Origin of the sequence: Leptospira licerasiae serovar Varillal str. VAR 010 (assembly GCF_000244755.1) — a bacterium.
In the GTDB taxonomy this organism is placed as follows: Bacteria; Spirochaetota; Leptospiria; order Leptospirales; family Leptospiraceae; genus Leptospira_B; species Leptospira_B licerasiae.
The window spans coordinates 548,734-568,255 of the sequence record NZ_AHOO02000005.1; the positions used below are offsets into that span (position 1 = coordinate 548,734).

General features: G+C 40.4%; 21 protein-coding genes. 11 read left to right on the plus strand and 10 right to left on the minus strand.

Annotated features, from left to right (window positions below):
• Position 1 precedes the first annotated feature (1 nt).
• Genes LEP1GSC185_RS03080 through LEP1GSC185_RS03095 form a run of 4 tightly spaced genes read left to right on the plus strand, consistent with a single transcriptional unit; the run spans position 2 to position 2,870 of the window.
• Complete coding sequence (locus LEP1GSC185_RS03080) at positions 2–790, plus strand: RsmG family class I SAM-dependent methyltransferase (protein ID WP_008591651.1); 789 nt, start codon at positions 2–4, stop codon at positions 788–790.
• Entirely contained in the window at positions 768–1,529 is a 762-nt protein-coding gene (locus LEP1GSC185_RS03085) for a ParA family protein (RefSeq protein WP_008590261.1), read from the plus strand. Before LEP1GSC185_RS03080 ends, LEP1GSC185_RS03085 begins: the two co-directional genes overlap by 23 nt.
• Entirely contained in the window at positions 1,529–2,410 is an 882-nt protein-coding gene (locus LEP1GSC185_RS03090) for a ParB/RepB/Spo0J family partition protein (RefSeq protein WP_008590338.1), read from the plus strand. The genes LEP1GSC185_RS03085 and LEP1GSC185_RS03090 overlap by 1 nt, the downstream gene beginning before the upstream one ends.
• Positions 2,411–2,444: 34 nt before the next feature.
• Entirely contained in the window at positions 2,445–2,870 is a 426-nt protein-coding gene (locus LEP1GSC185_RS03095) for an acyl-CoA thioesterase (RefSeq protein WP_008590706.1), read from the plus strand.
• On the opposite strand, the gene LEP1GSC185_RS03100 is transcribed toward LEP1GSC185_RS03095, so the two are convergent.
• From LEP1GSC185_RS03100 to LEP1GSC185_RS03110, 3 genes are read right to left on the minus strand one after another with little or no spacing between them, the layout of a single operon-like run.
• Entirely contained in the window at positions 2,867–3,373 is a 507-nt protein-coding gene (locus LEP1GSC185_RS03100) for a YaaR family protein (protein WP_008591698.1), read from the minus strand. The two genes, LEP1GSC185_RS03095 and LEP1GSC185_RS03100, sit on opposite strands and share 4 nt — an antisense overlap.
• Complete coding sequence (locus LEP1GSC185_RS03105) at positions 3,370–3,717, minus strand: bactofilin family protein (RefSeq protein WP_008589609.1); 348 nt, start codon at positions 3,715–3,717, stop codon at positions 3,370–3,372. The genes LEP1GSC185_RS03100 and LEP1GSC185_RS03105 overlap by 4 nt, the downstream gene beginning before the upstream one ends.
• Entirely contained in the window at positions 3,717–4,700 is a 984-nt protein-coding gene (locus LEP1GSC185_RS03110; protein ID WP_008590339.1) for a M23 family metallopeptidase, read from the minus strand. The genes LEP1GSC185_RS03105 and LEP1GSC185_RS03110 overlap by 1 nt, the downstream gene beginning before the upstream one ends.
• A gap of 119 nt (positions 4,701–4,819) precedes the next feature.
• Between LEP1GSC185_RS03110 and LEP1GSC185_RS03115 the strand changes: the two genes are divergently transcribed.
• The 5 genes from LEP1GSC185_RS03115 (at position 4,820) to LEP1GSC185_RS03135 (ending at position 10,686) form a co-directional block, all read left to right on the plus strand.
• Positions 4,820–5,626, plus strand: a complete 807-nt coding sequence (locus LEP1GSC185_RS03115) for a TatD family hydrolase (protein WP_008591700.1) — start codon at positions 4,820–4,822, stop codon at positions 5,624–5,626.
• The gene (gene serS, locus LEP1GSC185_RS03120; protein WP_008591194.1) at positions 5,619–6,872 is read left to right on the plus strand and encodes a serine--tRNA ligase; all 1,254 of its coding nucleotides are present in this window, start codon (positions 5,619–5,621) and stop codon (positions 6,870–6,872) included. Before LEP1GSC185_RS03115 ends, serS begins: the two co-directional genes overlap by 8 nt.
• 53 nt (positions 6,873–6,925) lie before the next feature.
• Complete coding sequence (locus LEP1GSC185_RS03125) at positions 6,926–8,206, plus strand: OmpA family protein (protein WP_008589641.1); 1,281 nt, start codon at positions 6,926–6,928, stop codon at positions 8,204–8,206.
• 134 nt (positions 8,207–8,340) lie between these two features.
• Entirely contained in the window at positions 8,341–9,111 is a 771-nt protein-coding gene (locus tag LEP1GSC185_RS03130; RefSeq protein WP_008590742.1) for a substrate-binding periplasmic protein, read from the plus strand.
• A gap of 27 nt (positions 9,112–9,138) precedes the next feature.
• The gene (locus LEP1GSC185_RS03135) at positions 9,139–10,686 is read left to right on the plus strand and encodes a hypothetical protein (protein ID WP_029607915.1); all 1,548 of its coding nucleotides are present in this window, start codon (positions 9,139–9,141) and stop codon (positions 10,684–10,686) included.
• Here the strand turns inward: LEP1GSC185_RS03135 and recR are convergent.
• The 4 genes from recR to LEP1GSC185_RS03155 are packed head-to-tail and all read right to left on the minus strand — an operon-like array spanning position 10,683 to position 13,593.
• Entirely contained in the window at positions 10,683–11,276 is a 594-nt protein-coding gene (recR, locus tag LEP1GSC185_RS03140) for a recombination mediator RecR (protein WP_008589439.1), read from the minus strand. The genes LEP1GSC185_RS03135 and recR overlap by 4 nt on opposite strands.
• Positions 11,269–11,616, minus strand: coding sequence for a YbaB/EbfC family nucleoid-associated protein (locus LEP1GSC185_RS03145; RefSeq protein WP_008590423.1), 348 nt, complete (start codon positions 11,614–11,616; stop codon positions 11,269–11,271). Before LEP1GSC185_RS03145 ends, recR begins: the two co-directional genes overlap by 8 nt.
• 10 nt (positions 11,617–11,626) lie before the next feature.
• A complete protein-coding gene (gene dnaX, locus LEP1GSC185_RS03150) occupies positions 11,627–13,075 on the minus strand; it encodes a DNA polymerase III subunit gamma/tau (RefSeq protein WP_008591422.1) in 1,449 nt (482 codons plus the stop codon).
• A 59-nt stretch (positions 13,076–13,134) separates the two neighbouring features.
• On the minus strand, positions 13,135–13,593 hold the full coding sequence (locus tag LEP1GSC185_RS03155; RefSeq protein WP_008590032.1) for a nucleoside deaminase: 459 nt from the start codon (positions 13,591–13,593) through the stop codon (positions 13,135–13,137).
• Between the two features lie 73 nt (positions 13,594–13,666).
• Between LEP1GSC185_RS03155 and LEP1GSC185_RS03160 the strand changes: the two genes are divergently transcribed.
• Positions 13,667–15,271 (plus strand): anti-sigma factor antagonist, encoded by a 1,605-nt coding sequence (locus LEP1GSC185_RS03160; RefSeq protein ID WP_008596030.1) that lies wholly within the window; start codon positions 13,667–13,669, stop codon positions 15,269–15,271.
• On the opposite strand, the gene LEP1GSC185_RS03165 is transcribed toward LEP1GSC185_RS03160, so the two are convergent.
• A complete protein-coding gene (locus LEP1GSC185_RS03165; RefSeq protein WP_008596372.1) occupies positions 15,268–15,480 on the minus strand; it encodes a transcriptional coactivator p15/PC4 family protein in 213 nt (70 codons plus the stop codon). The two genes, LEP1GSC185_RS03160 and LEP1GSC185_RS03165, sit on opposite strands and share 4 nt — an antisense overlap.
• A gap of 117 nt (positions 15,481–15,597) precedes the next feature.
• A complete protein-coding gene (locus LEP1GSC185_RS03170; protein WP_008589385.1) occupies positions 15,598–16,530 on the minus strand; it encodes a ferredoxin reductase domain-containing protein in 933 nt (310 codons plus the stop codon).
• 330 nt (positions 16,531–16,860) lie between these two features.
• Between LEP1GSC185_RS03170 and lpxD the strand changes: the two genes are divergently transcribed.
• Positions 16,861–17,913, plus strand: coding sequence for a UDP-3-O-(3-hydroxymyristoyl)glucosamine N-acyltransferase (gene lpxD, locus LEP1GSC185_RS03175; protein ID WP_008591106.1), 1,053 nt, complete (start codon positions 16,861–16,863; stop codon positions 17,911–17,913).
• 415 nt (positions 17,914–18,328) lie between these two features.
• Here lpxD and LEP1GSC185_RS03180 read toward each other — a convergent pair whose 3' ends face one another.
• Entirely contained in the window at positions 18,329–19,522 is a 1,194-nt protein-coding gene (locus LEP1GSC185_RS03180) for a multidrug effflux MFS transporter (RefSeq protein ID WP_008596427.1), read from the minus strand.

The window sequence follows — 19,522 nt, forward strand, 5'->3', positions numbered from 1 at the left end:
AATGACAGAAACAGAGACAAGCCATCCGGACTTCAATCATGATCCGGATGGGATCCGAGCCGCGATAAAATATAGATTTCCAAAAGACACTGACCAGATCCTTCCCCTATTCGATTGGGAACTTGTCTCTCTATTCTTATCTTTCCTAAAAGAAAAGAACCAAGCAGGCGGATTTTTCTCCAAAAGAGATACAAACGAGATCTTAGATCGCCACGTTCTTGAGTCGATCTTTCATATTTATAAGATCCGTAGCGTACTAGGATCGTTTAACAAGATGAAGGTGGGAGATGCAGGCACAGGTCCGGGCATACCTGGATTCTTCTTTCGTTGTCTAGTAGAAAAGGAAAGACCTAAGTTAGTTCTATTAGATTCACAAAGAAGAAAACTTTCTCACACGGAAACGTTTGTGAAAGAAAACAAGATTCATGGTGTTGAATTCCTTTTTGCAAGAGCGGAGGATTGGAAAACTGACTGGAATTTGGGTGTTTCTAGGGGGTTTGTGCCCTATCCTTGGAGCGCAGAAGTCTTAAGTAGATGTATTATAGAAGATGGATATTATGTCCCATTCATTGGGAAAGACGAGTTTGATGCAAAGATTGAAAAGAAGATCTTAGCTGATAGTGGCTTTGAAGTCATTCGAACTATATTCTTGCCCGAACTTGAATTTTTAGGCATGCGACATATTAAATTCTTGAAAAAGGTCGGATCGGCAAGGCAAGGTATCCCTAGGGCTTGGAAGCTTCTCGAAAAGGAGAGCAAAGAATTCTATGGGAAAGATCGTATCCATTAGTAATCAAAAAGGCGGCGTAGGAAAGACTACTACCTCCATCAATCTTGCGGCAAATCTTGCTGCGATAGGCAAAAAGGTCCTGATCGTAGATTTTGATCCACAAGGTAACTCGGGATCCGGTTTAGGATTCGAGATCAACACTCTCCAAAATACTTCTTATGAACTTTTGATCGGAGAGTCTTCCGCAGCGGAATGTATCAAAAGAACTGATATCGAAAATCTTCATATCATTCCTTCCAATATCAATTTGTCCGGTGCAGAAGCTGACTTATTGGGAGAAGAAAATCGCGAATATCGTTTAAAAGATGCGATCGGTCATTTGAGAACAGAGTATGATTATATACTGATCGATTGTCCACCTTCTCTCGGCGTCCTTACTATCAATGCATTGTCCGCGGCCGACAGCGTAATGATCACTCTGCAAACGGAATACTTCGCTTTGGAAGGACTGACCCAACTTATGAAGATTATTTCTCTCGTTCAGGAAAAATTGAATCCTTCTCTAGAGCTTGAGGGTGTTTTACTCACGATGTTCGATAAGAGAACCAATCTGGCTCAACAAGTGGCAGAGGACGTTAAGTCTTACTTTAAAGAAAAAGTATATACTACTGTTATCCCAAGAAACATTAAACTTTCAGAAGCTCCTTCTTTCGGTAAGTCTATTCTTTCCTATGATCCAGATGGGATTGGTGGACAAAGTTACAGAAGTCTAGCATTAGAAGTTGCCGGTAAAAATTAATGAGTGCTAGCGCAAAACCGAAAGCATTAGGTAGAGGACTAGGCAATTTAATTCCTGTTTCGGAGGAAAAATCTTTCAAGGAAGCAGGGGGAGAAGGTTCACTCAAAGAAGTTAAACTTTCCGAGATCCGTCCAAATCCCGACCAACCTAGAAGAACTTTTAACGAAGAATCTTTGCGAGAACTTGCGGAAACAATTAAGGCTCATGGAGTTATCCAACCGATCGTAGTAAAAGATACTGGATCGGGATATGAGATCATCTCCGGAGAAAGAAGATACCGTGCATGTAAAATTGCAGGCTTTATAAAAATCCCAGTTGTAGTTAAGAAGGCGAATGTCCAACAAACTTTGGAAATGGCTCTGATTGAGAATATCCAAAGAGAAAATCTAAACCCGATCGAAGAGGCTTTGGCTTACAAAACTCTTTCTGAAAAATCCGGATTAAAGATCACGGATATTGCATCACGTGTTGGAAAGAATCGCGCGACAGTTTCTAACCTGATCCGTCTTTTACAATTACCTGATTCAGTTATGGATTTGGTTAAGAATGGTAGAATATCCGAAGGTCATGCTAGACCGCTTCTATCCATTGCGGATCGCAAAAAATCGGAACAACTCGCATATCAAATTGCGGAGAAAGGTTTAACTGTCCGCCAAGTAGAAGATATCGTTGCTAATCTAACGGAAGAAGCTCCTGTTCGTGAGAAGAAAAAATCCAAACGTAAAGAAGTGGATATTGTAGAGCTTGAGAATAAGTTCCGCAAAAAGTATTCTATGAAAGTGGATATTACCCATAATTCTTCTTCTGGAAAAGGAAAACTTAGTATTGCTTATCCAAGTTTGGATGCCTTGCAGAAAGTTTTAGATGCCTTAGGGTTATAACCCTTAGAATAATTTTGGTCATAAAAAATAGTCCATGTGCTCAAACGATTCGGGATTCTATTATACTTTAAGAGTACGTTATTCCGAGATCGACGCACAAGCAGTAGTATTCAACGCTCATTATCTTACTTATTTCGATACAGCTCTAAATGAGTACATGAGATTTCTTAAATACGACTATAAGGGTGAATTAGAGAAGAATGGCCTCGACTTTGTAGTCACTCGCTCGCTGATCGAATACAGAGCACCTGCAAGATTCGACGAAGAATTAAAAATTTATGTGAAAGCAGGAGAGATTAAACCTGCGAGTATCCTTTGGAATATTCAAGTTCGAAAAGTATCAGACGATAGCTTGGTTTGTAATGGAGAATTGACCTGGGCATTCTTATTATTGGAATCCAGAAAGCCCGCAAAACTTCCGGAAGTCTTTAAGAACTTAGGCGCTCAAAAACGATCTTAATTCATTAGATCTACTAATAGACCTCGAATATCTTCCATTCTTTTCATTAGATCAAAAGTAGAATTCTCAGGATGAACGATAAAGTCTGCGAGAGTTTGGATCTTATCGTCTACAATCTGAACTACCTGGTAAACTTTCTCGGATCCACCTCTAGCTCTTGTACGTAAAGTTTCTATACTTGTGTTTCTATCTAGGACTTCTTTCAAGATACCTTGAACGATCCTTTTATAAACTTCTAGATTTGCATATGTGGGAGATTTTAAAAAATTTCTCTCTGCATCCGGAAGATCTCTAAGTAAAGAATTTAGATCTCTTGTTCTTTCCTGATTATAAGGAAGTAGATGTTCTACTAAATCGAAAAACTCACTTTTAGAATCAGGAATCTGGGAATCGGAAACGGAACTTGGTACAGGTTGGTATATAGAAGCGTTTAGAGAAAGTCCGAAGTCTCTTTTTTTACGTGATTCTGTGCGAGGGTCTTTTTGTTGAGATTGGATCTTCAATGAGTGGTCGGGTTAATCTTACAATTTCCCTCGAATTGTACTCCCTCTTCCATAACTACCTTTGGAGTGATGATATCACCTTTCATACGGCAGCTTGCGAGTAGAGTCACTCGTTCCGACGCGAATATATTCCCATTAATTTCACCGCCGGCGACGACAATACGAGCTTTAATATCCGTATCGACGATTCCGGTCTTTCCGATTAGGACTTTTCCGTCGGTTTTTATGGTTCCCCTAAAAATACCGTCAATACGTAGAAGCCCGGAAAGTTTGAAGTCTCCGCTGAATTCGGCGCCTTCGCCGATGATGCTATTTACTGCTAATTGCTCTTCTGTATGGGCCATCAGTCTTGGATCTGGTTCAAGAATGCAAAAGGATCGATCGCTCTGGTACCCACATGAATTTCATAATGAAGACTGTACTGGGGACTGTTTTCCGATTTTCCAACAAAGCCTAGGACTTCGTTTTTAGAAATTTGCTGGTGTGCTTTCACTTTTACACGATCCAGATTTGAGTAAATCGTTTTCCATCCGAATTTGTGGATTACCTTAACAAAGTAACCGGTGTTGCGTGTATATCCGATCTCGTCGACCGTACCAGGTGCAGTTGCGACTACTTCTGATCCAGGGAACGCTCCAATATCCAATCCGTTGTTAAAGTCTCTGCGAGCTGTAACCGGATTTAGATATTCTCCGTAAGGATAAAGAACGTAACCTTTAACGGGCCAAATCGACGGGGTCTGGCGGATTAGATTTTTACGTTTTTTTAATATACTTATGATTTCTTGAGTAAGTTCGTTAGCTACTTTAAGATTGTGGACGTCTTCTTTTAATCTAAAAACTTCCGCTCCTGGTGCTAAGTTATTATCGGAACCAAGAGCGAGTTTTTCAGCTCCACCGATCCCTTTCGCCACCTTGGAATTATCTCCGGTCAGTCTTCCGTAAAGAGCACCCACATGGTTGTGATAATATTCAACATGCTCGTGGAGTCCGTTGATCTCTTCTTTCATTTTTGCAGACTGACGAATGAAGTCTTGGTTGGATAAGTTCAATTCCGTAAGTTGGTGAATAGATCCGGAATGACTGAGAACGTTGATAGAGCTGATAAGAAGAAGGACCAGAATTGTCCCGATGAAGATGGTGATCGCTCTGTAAGAGATATGGAAGTTGATCGTCTTTTGTTCGGAGTGAGGGATAACCATCACAGTGAGACGTTCTTTACCCTTCTTATTCCAATTTGCTATTTTGATATCTAGCTTAAGCTTCAGATCTTGGTATTTATATCTGAGCCTATAATAAAGTAGTGCAAGATAGGATTTAAGATTCAAGCTATTATGTCCCAAACCAACGAGTTTCCCCGTTCCGTTGTTATGCTGTAAGGATTCTAAAAAATTCTCTTTTCAGTCAATACAAATCATGAAAACTGCCTTTTAAAAGCCGTTTTCACATGTACTCCATCATCGACACTCACTGCCACTTAGATATAATACAAGAGCAAGGGCAGGATATTGCAGAATCTCTAAAAAAAGCAAAAGAATCCGGTATAAAAAAGATCGTCCAGATCGGTATCGACCTTGAGAGCTCAATTAGAGCGAAAGGTTTATCTGAAAAATTTTCAGATGAAGAGATAGAAATTTTTTATTCGATCGGTTGCCATCCAACGGAAACTCATGAGTTCCCTAAAAAAGAGGAAATTTTGACACTAGTCAAAGAAAACGTGACGGACCAAAAGTTATCCGCGATTGGAGAGATCGGGTTAGATTACTATCATGATGCGTCGACTAAAGCGTATCAGACGGAAGTATTACATTCCTTCTTAGAAGCTTCTTCTCAATATTCTCTTCCAGTTGTTATTCATTCTAGAGATGCGGCAGAAGATACGGTCTCTATCTTAAAAGAACATAGGGACATGGCATTCGGAGTGATCCATTGTTTTACTTACGATTATCCTACGGCAAAGAAGTTAGTAGACTTAGGATATTATATTTCATTTTCGGGAATCGTCGCTTTTAAGAATGCGAGAGATATCCAGGAAGCGGCGGAAAAACTTCCTTTAGAAAGTATGTTGATCGAAACGGACGCGCCGTTTCTTGCTCCACCTCCTTTTAGGGGAAAGAGGAACGAACCGTCTTACACCAAATTTGTATTAGAAAAGATGTTCTCGCTTAGAAAAGAACCCAACTCGGAAGTAGAAAAAACTTTGTATAATAATTCCTTAAAATTCACGCAAAGGAAGGCGTATCATCATGATTGATCTGAAATACATTACCGATAACACGGAAGAACTAAAATCAAATCTTGAACTAAGGGGTTTTAAGGACCTCGCTGTTTTAGACCAGCTAGCTGACATTATTCAGAAGAGAAAAACCCTTCAGAAAGAAGCAGATATATTCCGCGAAGAAAGGAATAAGGCGAGTAAAGAGATCGGAAAAGTGAAACAAGCCGGCGGAGATATCGCAGCTGCTTCTGCTTCTGTAAAAGAGATCGGCGATAAGATCAAAAAAATAGAAGATGATCTTGAATCTCTGGAATCAAAACTTTTGGAGATCAATTTAGGTCTTCCTAATATTTTGGATAAAGATGTTCCTGTAGGAAAGAACGAACACGATAATAAAGTTTTGTACGAAGTCGGAGAAGTCCGGGATTACAAATTTACTCCAAAACCTCATTTCGAATTAGGAGAGGCATTAGGTTGGTTCAATTTTGAGAAAGGAACAAAACTCGCAGGAGCAAGAGCTTATACTTATTTCGGGTTGGGTGCTAAATTAGAAAGAGCGTTAGCGAATCTTATGTTAGAGACTCATACTGCCGAGCACGGATATACGGAAGTTTGGGTTCCTGTTATGGTAAACGACGAGTGTATGACTACTACAGGACAATATCCTAAGTTCAAAGACGAATATTATAGATTAGAAAGAGATGAACTCAATCTAATACCAACTGCAGAAGTTCCTTTAACGAATCTATACAGAGACGAGATCATTCCCGAATCTTCTCTACCAATCTCTATCACTGCTCATACATCCTGTTTTAGAAGAGAAGCAGGCTCTTATGGAAAAGACACAAGAGGTTTGGTTCGAGTACATCAATTCCAGAAAGTGGAACTTGTAAAGTTTGCTCGTCCCGAAGACTCCGAAGAAGAGCATAAGAAGATGCTTTCTCATGCAGAGAATATCCTGAAAAAATTGGGGATTAGATACAGAGTAATGCTTTTATGCAGTGGAGATATTTCCGCTGCTTCCTCCAAAACATACGATTTGGAAGTTTGGATGCCAGGTTTGAATCGTTGGATGGAAATTTCTTCAGTTTCTAACTTCAAAGATTTTCAGGCAAGGCGTGGTAAGATCCGCTACAAATCCAAGGAAGGCAAAAACCAATTGGTCCATACTTTGAACGGTTCCGGTTTGGCGATTGGTAGGACCTTGGCCGCAGTTATAGAAACTTATCAAAAAGAAGATGGAACAATCGAGTTCCCTGAGGCTTTGAAAAAATATCTCTGAATTTTTCTTTGAAAAAGTATCAGGTTTTTCTATAAAAGACAGATAGTTAGAGTATGGCTTCTAAAATCCATACTCTTCCTTCAAATTCCTTCCGGATCGTTTCTGTTTTACTTTGTTATTTCATATTTGCGGGATTCTCCGTATCAGGCGCTGAAGATTCTTTTTTAAAAGGGAAGGTTGCTCCTATAAAAGGAGAAATTAACACTTCCTTAAATGAATTCGGGATCAGCCTTTCGGAAGACGGTAATATTATATATTACTATTCCAAACGTAGGAATTCCAACTACTCGGATCTTTTTAAATCCGTAAAAACAAAAGATGGTTGGAGCGCGGGTGCAGAAGTTTCCGAATTAAATTCTCAATTCGACGACCAAAGTCCTTTTATAGTAGAAAATGAAAAGGCGATCATCTTCTCCTCTAATCGTGATGGAAGTATTGAATTTAAGTTAGGCAACGGCAAGATCGGAGTTTCCAGAGATCTATATTTCGCAACTTTAAAAAATGGAAGTTGGGATAAAGCCACTAGACTTCCTTTAGAAGTAAACACTCCGTCTATAGAAGAGAACCCATTTTTAGCCGGTAGCTATTTATTCTTTACTCGTTACCCATTCGGAAAAGTCGCCGAATCAGATATTTATATTTCCGAATACAAGGACGGTTCATGGGGAAAAGCAATCCGTATGGAAAGCCCTATAAATACAGAACATGCAGAGATCGCGGCAACTTTAAGCAGGGATAGTAAGTATTTGTATTTTTCTTCCAATCGCCCCGGTGGATATGGTGGATTAGATATTTATAAAGTAGAAATCAAGGAAGACGGTACCTTCTCCCCTGCTGTCAACTTAGGACCCGTAATCAATTCTCCCGGCGATGAAGCATTTTACACGGAAACTCCTGACGGTAAAAATGCGTACTTTTGTAGGCTTGTGAAAGAAGGAGGGAATTACGACATCTACGAATTTTCCGCTAATGAATGGGAAGAATTAAAGAAGAATAAGAAGATCTCGTTGGAATCCATTCATTTCAGGACCGGATCCTTTGAGATCGAAGAAGAATCCTTCGAAATTTTGGACAGATTGGTTACTTTCTTAAATGAAAATCCATCCATAAAGTTAAAGATTACCGGGCATACCGATTTGCATGGAGACCCGAGCGACAATTTGGAATTAAGTCGAAATCGGGCTGCGTCAGTGAAGGATTATTTGGTCAAAAAAGGAATATCTACGGCTAGATTTACTACGGACGGAAAGGGAAGTAAGGAGCCTATCTATCCGGAAAAAAACCCGGAAACGGACCGTAAGAATCGCAGGACCGAATTTCAAATTTTAGAATAGACTAAAAATTCCTTTAACAACCGGAAGATGCCGATAACCTAGGTATCATGAAAATGCGGAAGCAGTTTCAGTCGGCATTTCTTTCGGCCATCGTACTTTTTAGTTCTCTAGACTTATATTCTCAAAGCAAAGCTATGCCTTCTAGATTGGATTCTGTCCTTTCAAAAAAGGAATTGGTGGTAGGCGTCAACCGCGTTTACGAACCTTTTTATATCCAAGATCCGAAAGACGGTTTTCCAGGTTTCGATATGGAACTTGCAAAAATGTACGCGGACTATTTGGGGGTAGCGCTCAAAGTAAAACCTCTCAAAACGTTTCGTCAATTCTCGGATGAGATCGCGGCCGGTACTATAGACATTGCAATGGCCGGAATGTCTACGGATCTAAGTCGTGGAAAGACTGTTACCTTCTCAGACCCTTACCTTCTTACGACTCCCGCAGGACTTGTTAATAAACGTTCTCTTCCTCCCGAGCCGGAAGGAAGTATAGTAACTACTAGGACCTTTAAATCTTTAGAGGATCTAGCGGTTCTAAATGCTCTTTCATTTTCTGTCAGATCCAATACTACAAATCATAATTATCTTCTGAGAAGATTCGGTAAGAACCAAATTTATAGCTATCTTTCCGATTCCATTGCGATCGATGCATTAACAAAAGGGAATGTGATTTGTTATGTTGCGGATAGTTTGTACATTCTGTCATTGCTCCAAAAGCAGCCTAGTCTAAAAGCTAGCTATGTTGCTCTCGTTAATCCTGTAATGGATGAATATATCAGTGCTGCATTGCCTTTGAACGATCTAGTCTTTGCGGATAATTTTAATTTCTTTATCAAAGAATTGAAACGAACAGGAATGATAGAAAGTCTTCGTGCCAAATATTTTCTAGGGAATGGTTGGGTAAAATAATTCGTGTTGGACTCTCCCTTTCAAAAAATCAAAAGTCTCACCCTAGTAATATTCTTCTTTGCAGGTGTTTCTATTTCCGCCCAGGAAGTGGAAGAAAAGACAAAGATAGATTTTCAAGGGAACTACAGGGTGCGTGGTTTCAATTTAGGAAGAGATATTTATACCTCTAGACAAACTCCTGTAACTCCTTATAATCGGAGCGCTTTTGTCCAACAATACAACCAAGATACTCTTACTAAGTATCAAAACGAATTAGCAGCGAGAGAGAAAGGTTATCCGAGTACACTCAGTCCTCAAAAAGAAGACACAACTTATTATGATACTAGGATGACCTTGAATATGAACTTCTCCACTTCGAAATATTTCGAAGCTTTGGTGGGCGTTCAAATAGGTGATATTATTTTCGGGGGAAGAGGGGTTAACCAAAGTTCCAACGTAGGACCAGGGCAAGGTGGAGAAGCTACTTTCAGTTCTGCTGTGAATATGCAAACAAACTTTCTCTATCTTAACTTCAAGCTACCTGAGAGAAGCTTTACTGCAAGGGTTGGACTTCAGCTTTTTACCTCTGCTCAAGGTAGAGTTGTCTTTGTTCCCGGAACAGGAGTAAACCTAACGAAGGATATTAGGGATTGGAATACAACGATAGAGGGTGGTTGGTTCGTAGCAAAACAAAATAATCTTACCGACCTAGATAAAAATACATTCGCTGATAAAAATTACCAAGGCTCGAATATCTATTTTTATAAGATTAAGACTAGCTTTTTTAATAATGCTAAACACGAATTGTACAGCTTTTACTTAGACGACAACCTACGAGATGTTCAGGATGTAACAGGTGTATACGGCCTTGTTTCCAGAACAAGTGAAAGTAATCAATTGTTCTGGCATGGTCTATTCAATGAATTTAATTTTTCCGATTTTACATTAACGGTTCACGGGATTTATAATCACGGACATGTTAAATCCTTGAATCCTTATAGAGACGCAAACGGAGACGAGGTCCAGAGAAAGTACGACTTGTATCAGATCAAAGGCGGGTTCTTTGATACACAAATATCCTATCGATACAATGAATCCGTAAGCGTGACAGCAATGGGTTCCGGTTCTACAGGAAGACCTGGTTACGAAAAAGACGGTACCAGATCTAATTTGCACGGAAATGGTTATCGGACTTTACTCCCAGGATATTCACTTTCGAACATTGCTAATGACTTTACTGGAGGTTACGCACTATTCTCCGGTAGAGATATGAGCGGTCTGTACGAGTACGGGATCTTTACGGATATAGTTCTATCAGGGCCTTTAGTTTTAACTTTGGGTTATTATAGATTGTATGGAACTAAATCTCCTCTTATAGATAACAATAGATTTTATAACGAGGAAAACTTTTACCATACATCCGCGTATTTCGGTCAGGAATATAACTTGAACCTAAGATGGAGTGCATTTAGAGATATGCAGATACTTTTACGTTCCGGTTATTTTGTGGCAGGGAACGGATTGAAAGCGTACTTAGATACCACCCAAGGAACGATCCTAAGGGAATTGTTCGTAACTGCAGAGCATAGATTCTAGAGCTTAAGTCTGGAGCGGATCGCTCTTCCCAATGTATATTGGTCCGCGAGTTCTATAGAACCACCCACAGTAATACCATAGGCGATCCTAGTAACGGTTACATTAAAGTTCTTTAATTGATGGTTCAGATAATCCGCTGTTGCATCCCCTTCTAATGTGGGATTAGTGGCGACTAGAACTTCTTTAAGATCTTCAGGTTGTATTCTGTTTAAAAGTTCTCTGATACGTAGATCCTGAGGTCCTACACCCTCCAAAGGAGAAATAACTCCGTTCAGAACATGGTATCTACCTTTGAATTCGCCAGTGTTTTCTATAAAGAATACATCTTCCGGTTGTTCTACTACGCAAACCGTATGACTGTCTCTTTTTTCAGAAAGACAAAGATCACAGATCTCTTCTTCCGAATAAGAACCGCAACGGGAACAGAAACGGATCCTTCCTTTTACTTCCGATAAACTTTGAATAAATCCGTTAAAAACTGCCGGGTCTTGTCTTAATAAATGAAAACTGATGCGGTATGCACTTTTTCTTCCGATTCCTGGAAGAGAGGAAAGCGCATTTACCATTCCTTCGATTAAATGTTCAGCCAAGGTTACCGCCGAATAATTTGGAAATTTCGGAAAGATCTAGTCCGCCCGTGATCGATTTTAATTCGTATTCCGCAGCTTGTTTGGCTTTTTGGATGGCATCGTTTGTAGCTGCCATGACTAGATCCTCTAACATTTTATTATCTTCCGAATCGAATAATGCGCGATTGATCTTCACATCTACGATCATTCCATCTCCGGTGGATGTGACTTGTACCATTCCTGCGCCTGCATCACCCATTACTCTTAGGTTGGAGATCCTTTTTTTGATCTCTTCCATTTTGCCGCGCATTTCTCCCATCTTGGAAAAAAGTTCGGATGCGTTTTTTAGATTCTCAAACATTACTTTTACTCTAGTGACCCAGCTTAGGCACTTTGGAAGGATCTACATCCGTTCCTAAAAATTCATTTTTAAAAGATTTTTCCCATTCCGCATCTTCGGAAGAAACGTCTTTGGCCATATCTTCTAGAGAAGAAAGAGCGCCAGGCCTCTGTTCTTTAGGAGTCTCTTTCTTTTCATTAGACACAACCGGAGATGGAGTCGGGGTAGGAGTTTGTATTTCTTTTGCTGGTATGGGTGCTTGTTTTTTAGGGATCTCGAATGCAACAGCGGGAGCATTTGAATCTTGGTCTTGGATCATCAGTATAAGATGATTGATCCTGTCTACAAGTCCTGCAAGGCTAGGTTTTGCTAGATCTTCCGTAAGCTTTTTGATCTGTATTTCTATAAAAATTTTGATCTCAAAAGAGTTTCGCAAACGAAGTGTTTTCACTTTTTCGAATAATTCGAAAAGACGGAAAGACAGTTTGTTTAATGCGATTGGATCCACTGATTCGAAATCCTTTCTCATCTTGATCAGATCTTCTCTTGGATAGTTCACCGATTCGGAATCCGCAGCTGAATCCTTTACTAAACATAATGTATGAGTGAACTCTATAGAGTCCCAAAGGAATTTGTATATGTCCTGACCTTCTTGGTATAAGTTCTCGATGATCTGCAAAGACTTGGAAGAATTTTCGGCATCTACTAGACTTTTGATAAAATCGGATAAGAAATCTATCCCATGGTAACCGATCATTTTTCGGATCTCTGATCCTAATAGTCGATTGTCTGTGAACACGAGAGCTTGCTCCATAAAGGAAAGCATGTCTCTCACAGAACCGTCACCCTTTTTTGCGACCCAGAACAATCCTTCCGAATCGTACTTTGTGTTTTCTTCCTTACATAAATTCTCCGCATAGTCTTGGAGAACGGATAACGGAACCTTTTTAAAGATAAAATCTTGGCAACGAGATAGAATTGTCTCCGGAATCTTATGATACTCGGTGGTTGCTAGAACGAAAACCACATGAGCAGGAGGTTCTTCTAAAGTTTTTAAAAGTGCATTGAAGGATTGATCAGTAAGCATGTGCACCTCGTCAATGATGTACACTTTGTACTTACCACCCATTGGAGTGAATTTTACGTTATCCCTAAGTTCTCTGATATTTTCGATACCGCGGTTACTCGCAGCATCTATCTCAAGAACATCTCCTGAAATTCCTTTGGTGATCTCTTGGCAAGAGTCGCACTGATTACACGGCTCGTTATCGATCGGATTTTGGCAGTTCAATCTTTTAGCGAAGATCCGAGCGATTGTAGTTTTTCCTACACCACGAGGCCCAAAGAAGATATACGCATGACCTATTTTTCCGGATTTAACCGCGTTTTGTAATGCGCCGATCGCAAGATTCTGATGGATCACATCCTGGAATCTTTGGGGGCGGTATTTGCGAGAGAGAACTTCGTGATTTCCGGCCATAGGTTGTAATTTTACCAGATAGCATGGGACAATAAAGAAGGAAAAGCCTAAAAGTCCGTCTAATTCCTCTTATCTTTGAAGAAAGTTTTAAATAACTCTGTGGTCGTCTTCGATTTGATTAGTACAAGTTCTGGAAAAAAATTTCTGCTATAGATGGTTTCTAAAGGAAGAGATGATATTCCTTCTCCCAACTTTGCCGGAACTAGATATGCCACTTTAGGGATCCTGGAAAGAAGAATGGAGCCTCCACACATCAAACATGGCTCCAGAGTGGTAATGAGGATACAGTCTGTCAGATATCTTTCCTTGCAGATCCGCTTTGCTTCTGAAATTGCGAGAACTTCGCTATGTAAGGAAGAATCTTCCGAAATTTCCACCGAGTTGAACGCTTCACAGACAAGATTTCCGTTTTTGTAAATTTGTGTGAAACTAGGGATCTCTTCCGAATTTTGAGTTCGAATTTCCGCAAATCGGTCTAAAAAAACCTTAAGTAGCGGCTCTATTATTTCATGGCTCATTTTCGGTTTCTATTTCCGTTTCTCTTTTAAATTCTTCTTGCTCTTAGCGAATGTAAATGGTTTTTTCTAGCGCATGATTCTTTCGGCCAAATTGATGAGACCGGCCGGTTCTTCCGCAAAGTCCAACAGTCTACTTGTACGTTTAAATTCACCTACGGGACCGGTTGCAACGCAAAGGCAACCTTTAGTTTTAGGTCTAGCCTTGGACAGAAGTTGGTCAATGAAGGGAAGCAAGATGGATTCCGTGATCCAGGCTTCTTCTTCCTTGGTCAATTGGTTGACCCGTCGCGATTTTTTAACCGCTGTTGCTTACGCAGAAGACGTCCAGGTCATCCAACCTCTAGTCCCTTTGGCCGAAAAAAATTCAGTCATACACAGATTGAATTCTATCCAAGTGGGTACTTCTACCAACCTAAGCGGTGGATGGCTTCATGTTCTGAGAACTTTGGAATTACATCCCATCGCAGACGGATATAAAAGAGTCATCCTTCTTACTGATGGAAATCCAACATTAGGGATTAAGGATCCTGTTCAGTTGATCCAGATCGCGGCGGATGCATATAAAAAAGGGATCAGCACGACCGTTATCGGTTTTGGTAACGACTTTAACGAAATACTTCTAAAAGAGATCGCTGAATCCGGAGGAGGAAACTTCTACTATGTGGAGACTCCAGAAGAGACCGGAGATATATTCTTCAAAGAGTTCGGCGATATCGGAACCTTATACGCTCAATCTATAGAGCTTAAGGTAGATTTTCCGAAAGGAATAGATTATCTTGATCTAGTTTCGGAAGTTTCTTCTTACCAAGAGCCTGACCCGGAAGAGACAGGACGCACTAAAACTCTAGTGTTAGAAGTCGGGGACATGAGAGCGGACGATGTAAAAAGTATAGTTGTCCAACTTCGCCCTACTAAAAAGGAAACTCCACCGAATATTAATATTTCTGCAAGTTATTATGAACTGACAGATGGAGCTAAGCTAGAACAGAAAGTTATAGATATTCCTTTGGATTGGAACGACGACTCTGCTAAGGAAGATGCGGACGTGGTAGTCGAGGCTACGATCGCCAAAACAGGAAAAGGTTTACGAAAAGCCGGAACACTTTTGAAAGAAGGTTACACCGAAGAATCTATAGCACTCTTAAACGATCTCATCAAAGAAATCAATGAAAAGGAAGAGCTCGCACCTGAAGTTCTGCAAACTCTTGGCTTTAGAGTGAGCTCTTTAAAGAATCGGATTTTGGAAAATTCTCCTACTGCTGCAAAACATTTGGTGGCATCCGCTTCCGAACTTCAATACGGAGTCATGGAAAATTTTCCGGACGACGGGGTGGAATATCATGATCAGATCTTTGCTTATCGTACGAATGAAGATATAGATCTTTATAGATGTCCTGAGATTAAAACAGCCATCCAAGAAAAAATGAAAGAAGGTTACAGATACATCGTATTCAATCTTGCAAAATCTTCTTATATAGATTCATCTGCAATCGGCATGTTGATACAGATCGCAGGCTGGCTCAGAAAAAGAGGCGGAGAATTGATCGTAAGTAACCTAAGATCTTCCGTAAAAAAAGTATTCTCGATCACTCGACTGGAATCTCATATTCGCGCTTCTGAAACGGAAGAAGAGGCCCAAAGTTTATTAAAGGCCTGGATAGAAAGTAAGGCGGTTTAGCTTAGTAAGCTTTCGGCCGCTATTATTGCGTCTTTTACTTCGGAATATAATCCAACAGGGATTGCGATCCCTTTTTGGGTAGGTTTGTATTCACCTTCGCTGTCCGTGTACCAAACTCTTAAGTTCAGATATTTATTTCCTTTAAATTCCGAGATTTCCACTCGGATGATCTCACCTTTGCCTTTATCGATATCTCGGATTACACTCATAGTTTTCCCTTCCTGACGGCAAAAGACTAAATTCCCGCTTTTGGATTTCCAGTCGTTTTCCATAAAAAAAGGCCCCCGACTGGGAGCCTTTTACTCATAAAAAATTAAGAAAATCGATCAGTAGGTTTCCACGAATAATTGGTGGGCGCCTTCCAGATGATGTTTGTATTCTTCATAAGTTCCGGAGTTTCCGTCGATCTTTTGGATCTCTTCGATCACCCCTTTTTCCATTCCTTTCGGACCACCGCAGATATAGAAACGTCCGCCGGAAGAGAGAACTTTTTTCACTTCAGCTTCTAACATTCTAACTCTATGAGAGATATACATTCTTCCGCCGTCGAAAGGATTGTTTTCTTCTCTGGAGATAGCGGTTACTAATTTAAAATTAGGAAATTTTTTCTCTAATCCTCTTAGATAATCCATCATTACTAATTCGTCGGAGTAAGGTGCTCCGTAAACGAGTGTAACATTACCTGTGAAGTTGATAAGTTTGTGTTCTAGAAGTTCTTCGCTCATTCCGACAAACGGTGCGATCCCAGTTCCGGTTGCGAGAAACATGATGTCTCCGGAGAAGTCGGTGTTTGGAAGAAGGAATTTTTTTCCGGAAGGTCCGGTCATTACTACTTCGTCGCCTACTTTCAGATCGCAAACATAGTTGGAGCAAACTCCTTTGAATTGGATGTTTCCGTCCGCATCGTAAACATTGTCTCTTTTGATAATGAATTCGATCGTATCTTCTTTCATTCCGAAAGAGTAGCTAGGAGAAGCGATAGAATATAAACGAACAGTATAAGCTGCGTCCGCAAGTCCTTTTGCTTTTTTCTCAGGGTCCTCTCCCGGTGGGATGATACCGCCGGACTGTCCGATCAAATAAGGGTACTGACTATGATCGATTGCCAGAGTGATTCTATGAATTAAGGACTCGCCTTCTTTTTTAGGTCTTTTACCTTTTCCAGATTCTGGAGTAAGTAGGACATTGCTGACAACCTTGGCTTTTAGCGGGTTTGATTTTTTGAATATATTGATTTGCGGCTCTCTAACGGGCTTCATGGGCGGGCTGGGTCCTAATATCGATTTCTAATGTATTACAGAATTTTTTCGGAAGCTAATTCGTCAAACGGGATATTTATAGTCCATTCCAAAGCATTTGATTAATCGATTCATATAAAGTCGGAAGCTTCAAAGGGTCGAACAAGCCGTTACGAACGAAGGCAGGTTATTCTACCATATTATGTCTTCTTGATTTCTAATCCTTAGATAACATACAGCCCTGAGTATCCGTTGGTTTATATGAGTAATTCATTCTGAAATTTCGGATAGATCCGAATTCGATCTGCCAATACGTTGGCAGATACTAAAAGTCTAGAAAAGAGGGTCTCAATGGCTAGATACAGCTTGGAAGAACTGGCTTCCAAAATTTCCGGAGCAAAAATAGAAAATTGCGCGGACCCCAAAAAAATTCAGGTGGAATCAGTTTCTCCGGTTAACCCGGGAGTTACGAACAGCATTAGTTTTCTCGCAAATAAGAAGATGTTAAATGAGGCAAAGAAAACCGCCTCAAGTATCGTGCTGACTACTTCCGAGTTCGCAAAAGAATTAGAAGTGCCTTGTTTGGTTGTAGATAAACCGGATCTGACTCTTGCTCAGGTTTTGGATCTGATCTACCCTCCCCACAAGTTTGAAAACAAAGTAGAAGCGAACGCATTCGTTCATCCTAAAGCAAAGATCGGCAAAAATTGTTATATAGGAAATTTTGCATCCGTTGCGGAAGACGCCGAGATTGGAGACAACGTAATCTTAGAAGATGGAGTTCGTATCGGAAGAGGGGCAAAAGTCGGAGAAGGATCCCATGTAGGACCGAATAACGTGATACACCACGGAGTTATCCTAGGAAAAAGATTTAGATCTTTCGGAAATTGTACCGTAGGCGGTGACGGATTCAGATTCGTGTTTGCAAACGGTAAACATAATAAGATTCCCCAGGTCGGAACGGTGATCGTAGGAGACGATGTGGAGATGGGTTCCAATAGCGCGATCGATAGAGGCGGTTTGGAAAATACTATCATCGGTGACGGATGTAAATTCGATAATTTGGTACATATCGGGCATAATTGTGTATTAGGAAAAAATGTAGTAATTGCAGGTTATACAGGTATAGCAGGTTCCACTACAATAGGAGATAACGTTACTATCGGTGGAGGTTGTGGGGTTGCAGATCATATCAGCATTCCTAGCGGAACCATCGTGGGCGGAGGAACTTCCGTTAGAAACACTCTTTCTAAGCCAGATATTTATGTAGGCTGGGACTATGGATTGACTTTCCCTGAATTCCAAAAGCTCAGAGTGAATATCAAAAACGTGGTTAACTTCCAAAAATGGGCCAGAAGAATAAAGGCTTTAGAATCCAAATTGGGAATCAGCTCCGAGGATTAAGCTGCCGTTCGCAAGTTCGATCTCCATATTTTTCGCTTAGAATCGCCTAAAGTATGGATTCTAAGCGGGTCCCTAAATCTTCCCGAATTATGTCCAATAAGCTTGACATAGTTCGGAGAAGGTTCAATTCTTCGCCTTATCCCAATCCGGAGGCTAGCCTTGAATACCCGACCCCATACTGAGGTCTTGGACCATATTCCAAACTCCCAGATTTCCGGGCGGGACTTTCCTCAAATAAACAGATTAGGAAAGTTGTTGGATTCTTATGCGGATAATTTGCTGGAGCCACATTCCTCAAAAGTTGTGCTTATCAGTGAATTAAGATATACTCGCAATTAAACAAAAAACAGATCTTTGATAAGGCCCGAATTTTCGGGCCCTTCATTCCTTTTTCTTACCTTACCGATAAAATACATTAAGATTCTTTAATTTTCTTATGGCTTTTTCCAAAGGAAAATAAACAAGCCAAAGACATAACACCTGACATAGACATTATCGCTATCATCGGATAAGAACTTCCGTCATGAAGAAGGCTAACTGCCGCAGTGGAAACCGCGCCGAATACCATTTGTAATGCGCCCATTAAAGCGGATGCGCTACCTGCATTCTTAGAAAAGGGAGCCATTGCAAGTGCGGAAGCGTTTGGGACGATTAGACCGAATGCACTTACCAAAAAGAAGATGAGAACAAGCATAGGAATAAAGCCTAAACCGACAATTTCAAAGATCACTAACAGGGAACAAAGTATCAGATAGGAGTAAGCAACATATTTCACAATGGTAGCAGCTTCGAATCTTTTGAGAAGAACACGATTGATCTGACTGGAAAGGATCAGACCGAAAGCGTTAAATCCGAAAAGATAACTATATTCTGTCTGCGAAAGCCCGTTCAGAACCATGAACACAAATGGAGATCCTGCAATGTAAGCAAACATGACTGCTGCAGAAAATCCGGAACTAAGCACGTATGTTTTGAAGATAGGATTGGAAAAGACTTCTATATATTCTTTGATCACCGGGGCAATCTTAAGAGAGATAGAAGAATCTGCACCTTTGCTGTCTTGGAATACGAGTAGAGACCCGAAAAGCATCAAAGTGGAAATACCTGTGAGAGTAAAAAAGATCCAGTTCCAACTTGCAAATTGAAGAAGAAGTCCTCCTACAGTAGGAGCTAGTATAGGAGCAATTCCCATGACTAAGATGATCTGAGAAAAAACTTTAGCTCCTTCGTGGGGAGAGAATACGTCTCTTACGACCGCTCTTGGAATTACCATCCCCGCACAAGCGCCTAAAGATTGTAGAAAGCGAAAGAATATTAGTGCATTGACCGAATTTGAAAATCCGCAAGCTAAGGAACTTGTGATATATAAGACAAGGCCGAAGAGCAAAGGAATCTTTCGGCCGAAACGATCTATGATAGGCCCATAAAATAATTGTCCGAAAGAAATTCCGAAAAAGAAACTAGTTAACGTTAATTGCACATCTGAGATCGGAGTCCCAAGATCTTTGGCGATCTCATTCATACCCGGAAGGTACATATCGATCGAGAAAGGTGCAATTGCTGTCAATGCCCCAAGTATTAGGATTAAGGTGCCGTTTGATTTGCTCAC

Coding starts and splice junctions, on each gene's coding strand:
- LEP1GSC185_RS03080 (WP_008591651.1), top strand. CDS start 2: ATGACAGAAACAGAGACAAGCCATCCGGACTTCAATCATGATCCGGAT.
- LEP1GSC185_RS03085 (WP_008590261.1), top strand. CDS start 768: ATGGGAAAGATCGTATCCATTAGTAATCAAAAAGGCGGCGTAGGAAAG.
- LEP1GSC185_RS03090 (WP_008590338.1), top strand. CDS start 1,529: ATGAGTGCTAGCGCAAAACCGAAAGCATTAGGTAGAGGACTAGGCAAT.
- LEP1GSC185_RS03095 (WP_008590706.1), top strand. CDS start 2,445: ATGTGCTCAAACGATTCGGGATTCTATTATACTTTAAGAGTACGTTAT.
- LEP1GSC185_RS03105 (WP_008589609.1), bottom strand. CDS start 3,717: ATGGCCCATACAGAAGAGCAATTAGCAGTAAATAGCATCATCGGCGAA.
- LEP1GSC185_RS03115 (WP_008591700.1), top strand. CDS start 4,820: ATGTACTCCATCATCGACACTCACTGCCACTTAGATATAATACAAGAG.
- serS (WP_008591194.1), top strand. CDS start 5,619: ATGATTGATCTGAAATACATTACCGATAACACGGAAGAACTAAAATCA.
- LEP1GSC185_RS03125 (WP_008589641.1), top strand. CDS start 6,926: ATGGCTTCTAAAATCCATACTCTTCCTTCAAATTCCTTCCGGATCGTT.
- LEP1GSC185_RS03130 (WP_008590742.1), top strand. CDS start 8,341: ATGCCTTCTAGATTGGATTCTGTCCTTTCAAAAAAGGAATTGGTGGTA.
- LEP1GSC185_RS03145 (WP_008590423.1), bottom strand. CDS start 11,616: ATGTTTGAGAATCTAAAAAACGCATCCGAACTTTTTTCCAAGATGGGA.
- dnaX (WP_008591422.1), bottom strand. CDS start 13,075: ATGGCCGGAAATCACGAAGTTCTCTCTCGCAAATACCGCCCCCAAAGA.
- LEP1GSC185_RS03155 (WP_008590032.1), bottom strand. CDS start 13,593: ATGAGCCATGAAATAATAGAGCCGCTACTTAAGGTTTTTTTAGACCGA.
- LEP1GSC185_RS03160 (WP_008596030.1), top strand. CDS start 13,667: ATGATTCTTTCGGCCAAATTGATGAGACCGGCCGGTTCTTCCGCAAAG.
- LEP1GSC185_RS03165 (WP_008596372.1), bottom strand. CDS start 15,480: ATGAGTGTAATCCGAGATATCGATAAAGGCAAAGGTGAGATCATCCGA.
- LEP1GSC185_RS03170 (WP_008589385.1), bottom strand. CDS start 16,530: ATGAAGCCCGTTAGAGAGCCGCAAATCAATATATTCAAAAAATCAAAC.
- lpxD (WP_008591106.1), top strand. CDS start 16,861: ATGGCTAGATACAGCTTGGAAGAACTGGCTTCCAAAATTTCCGGAGCA.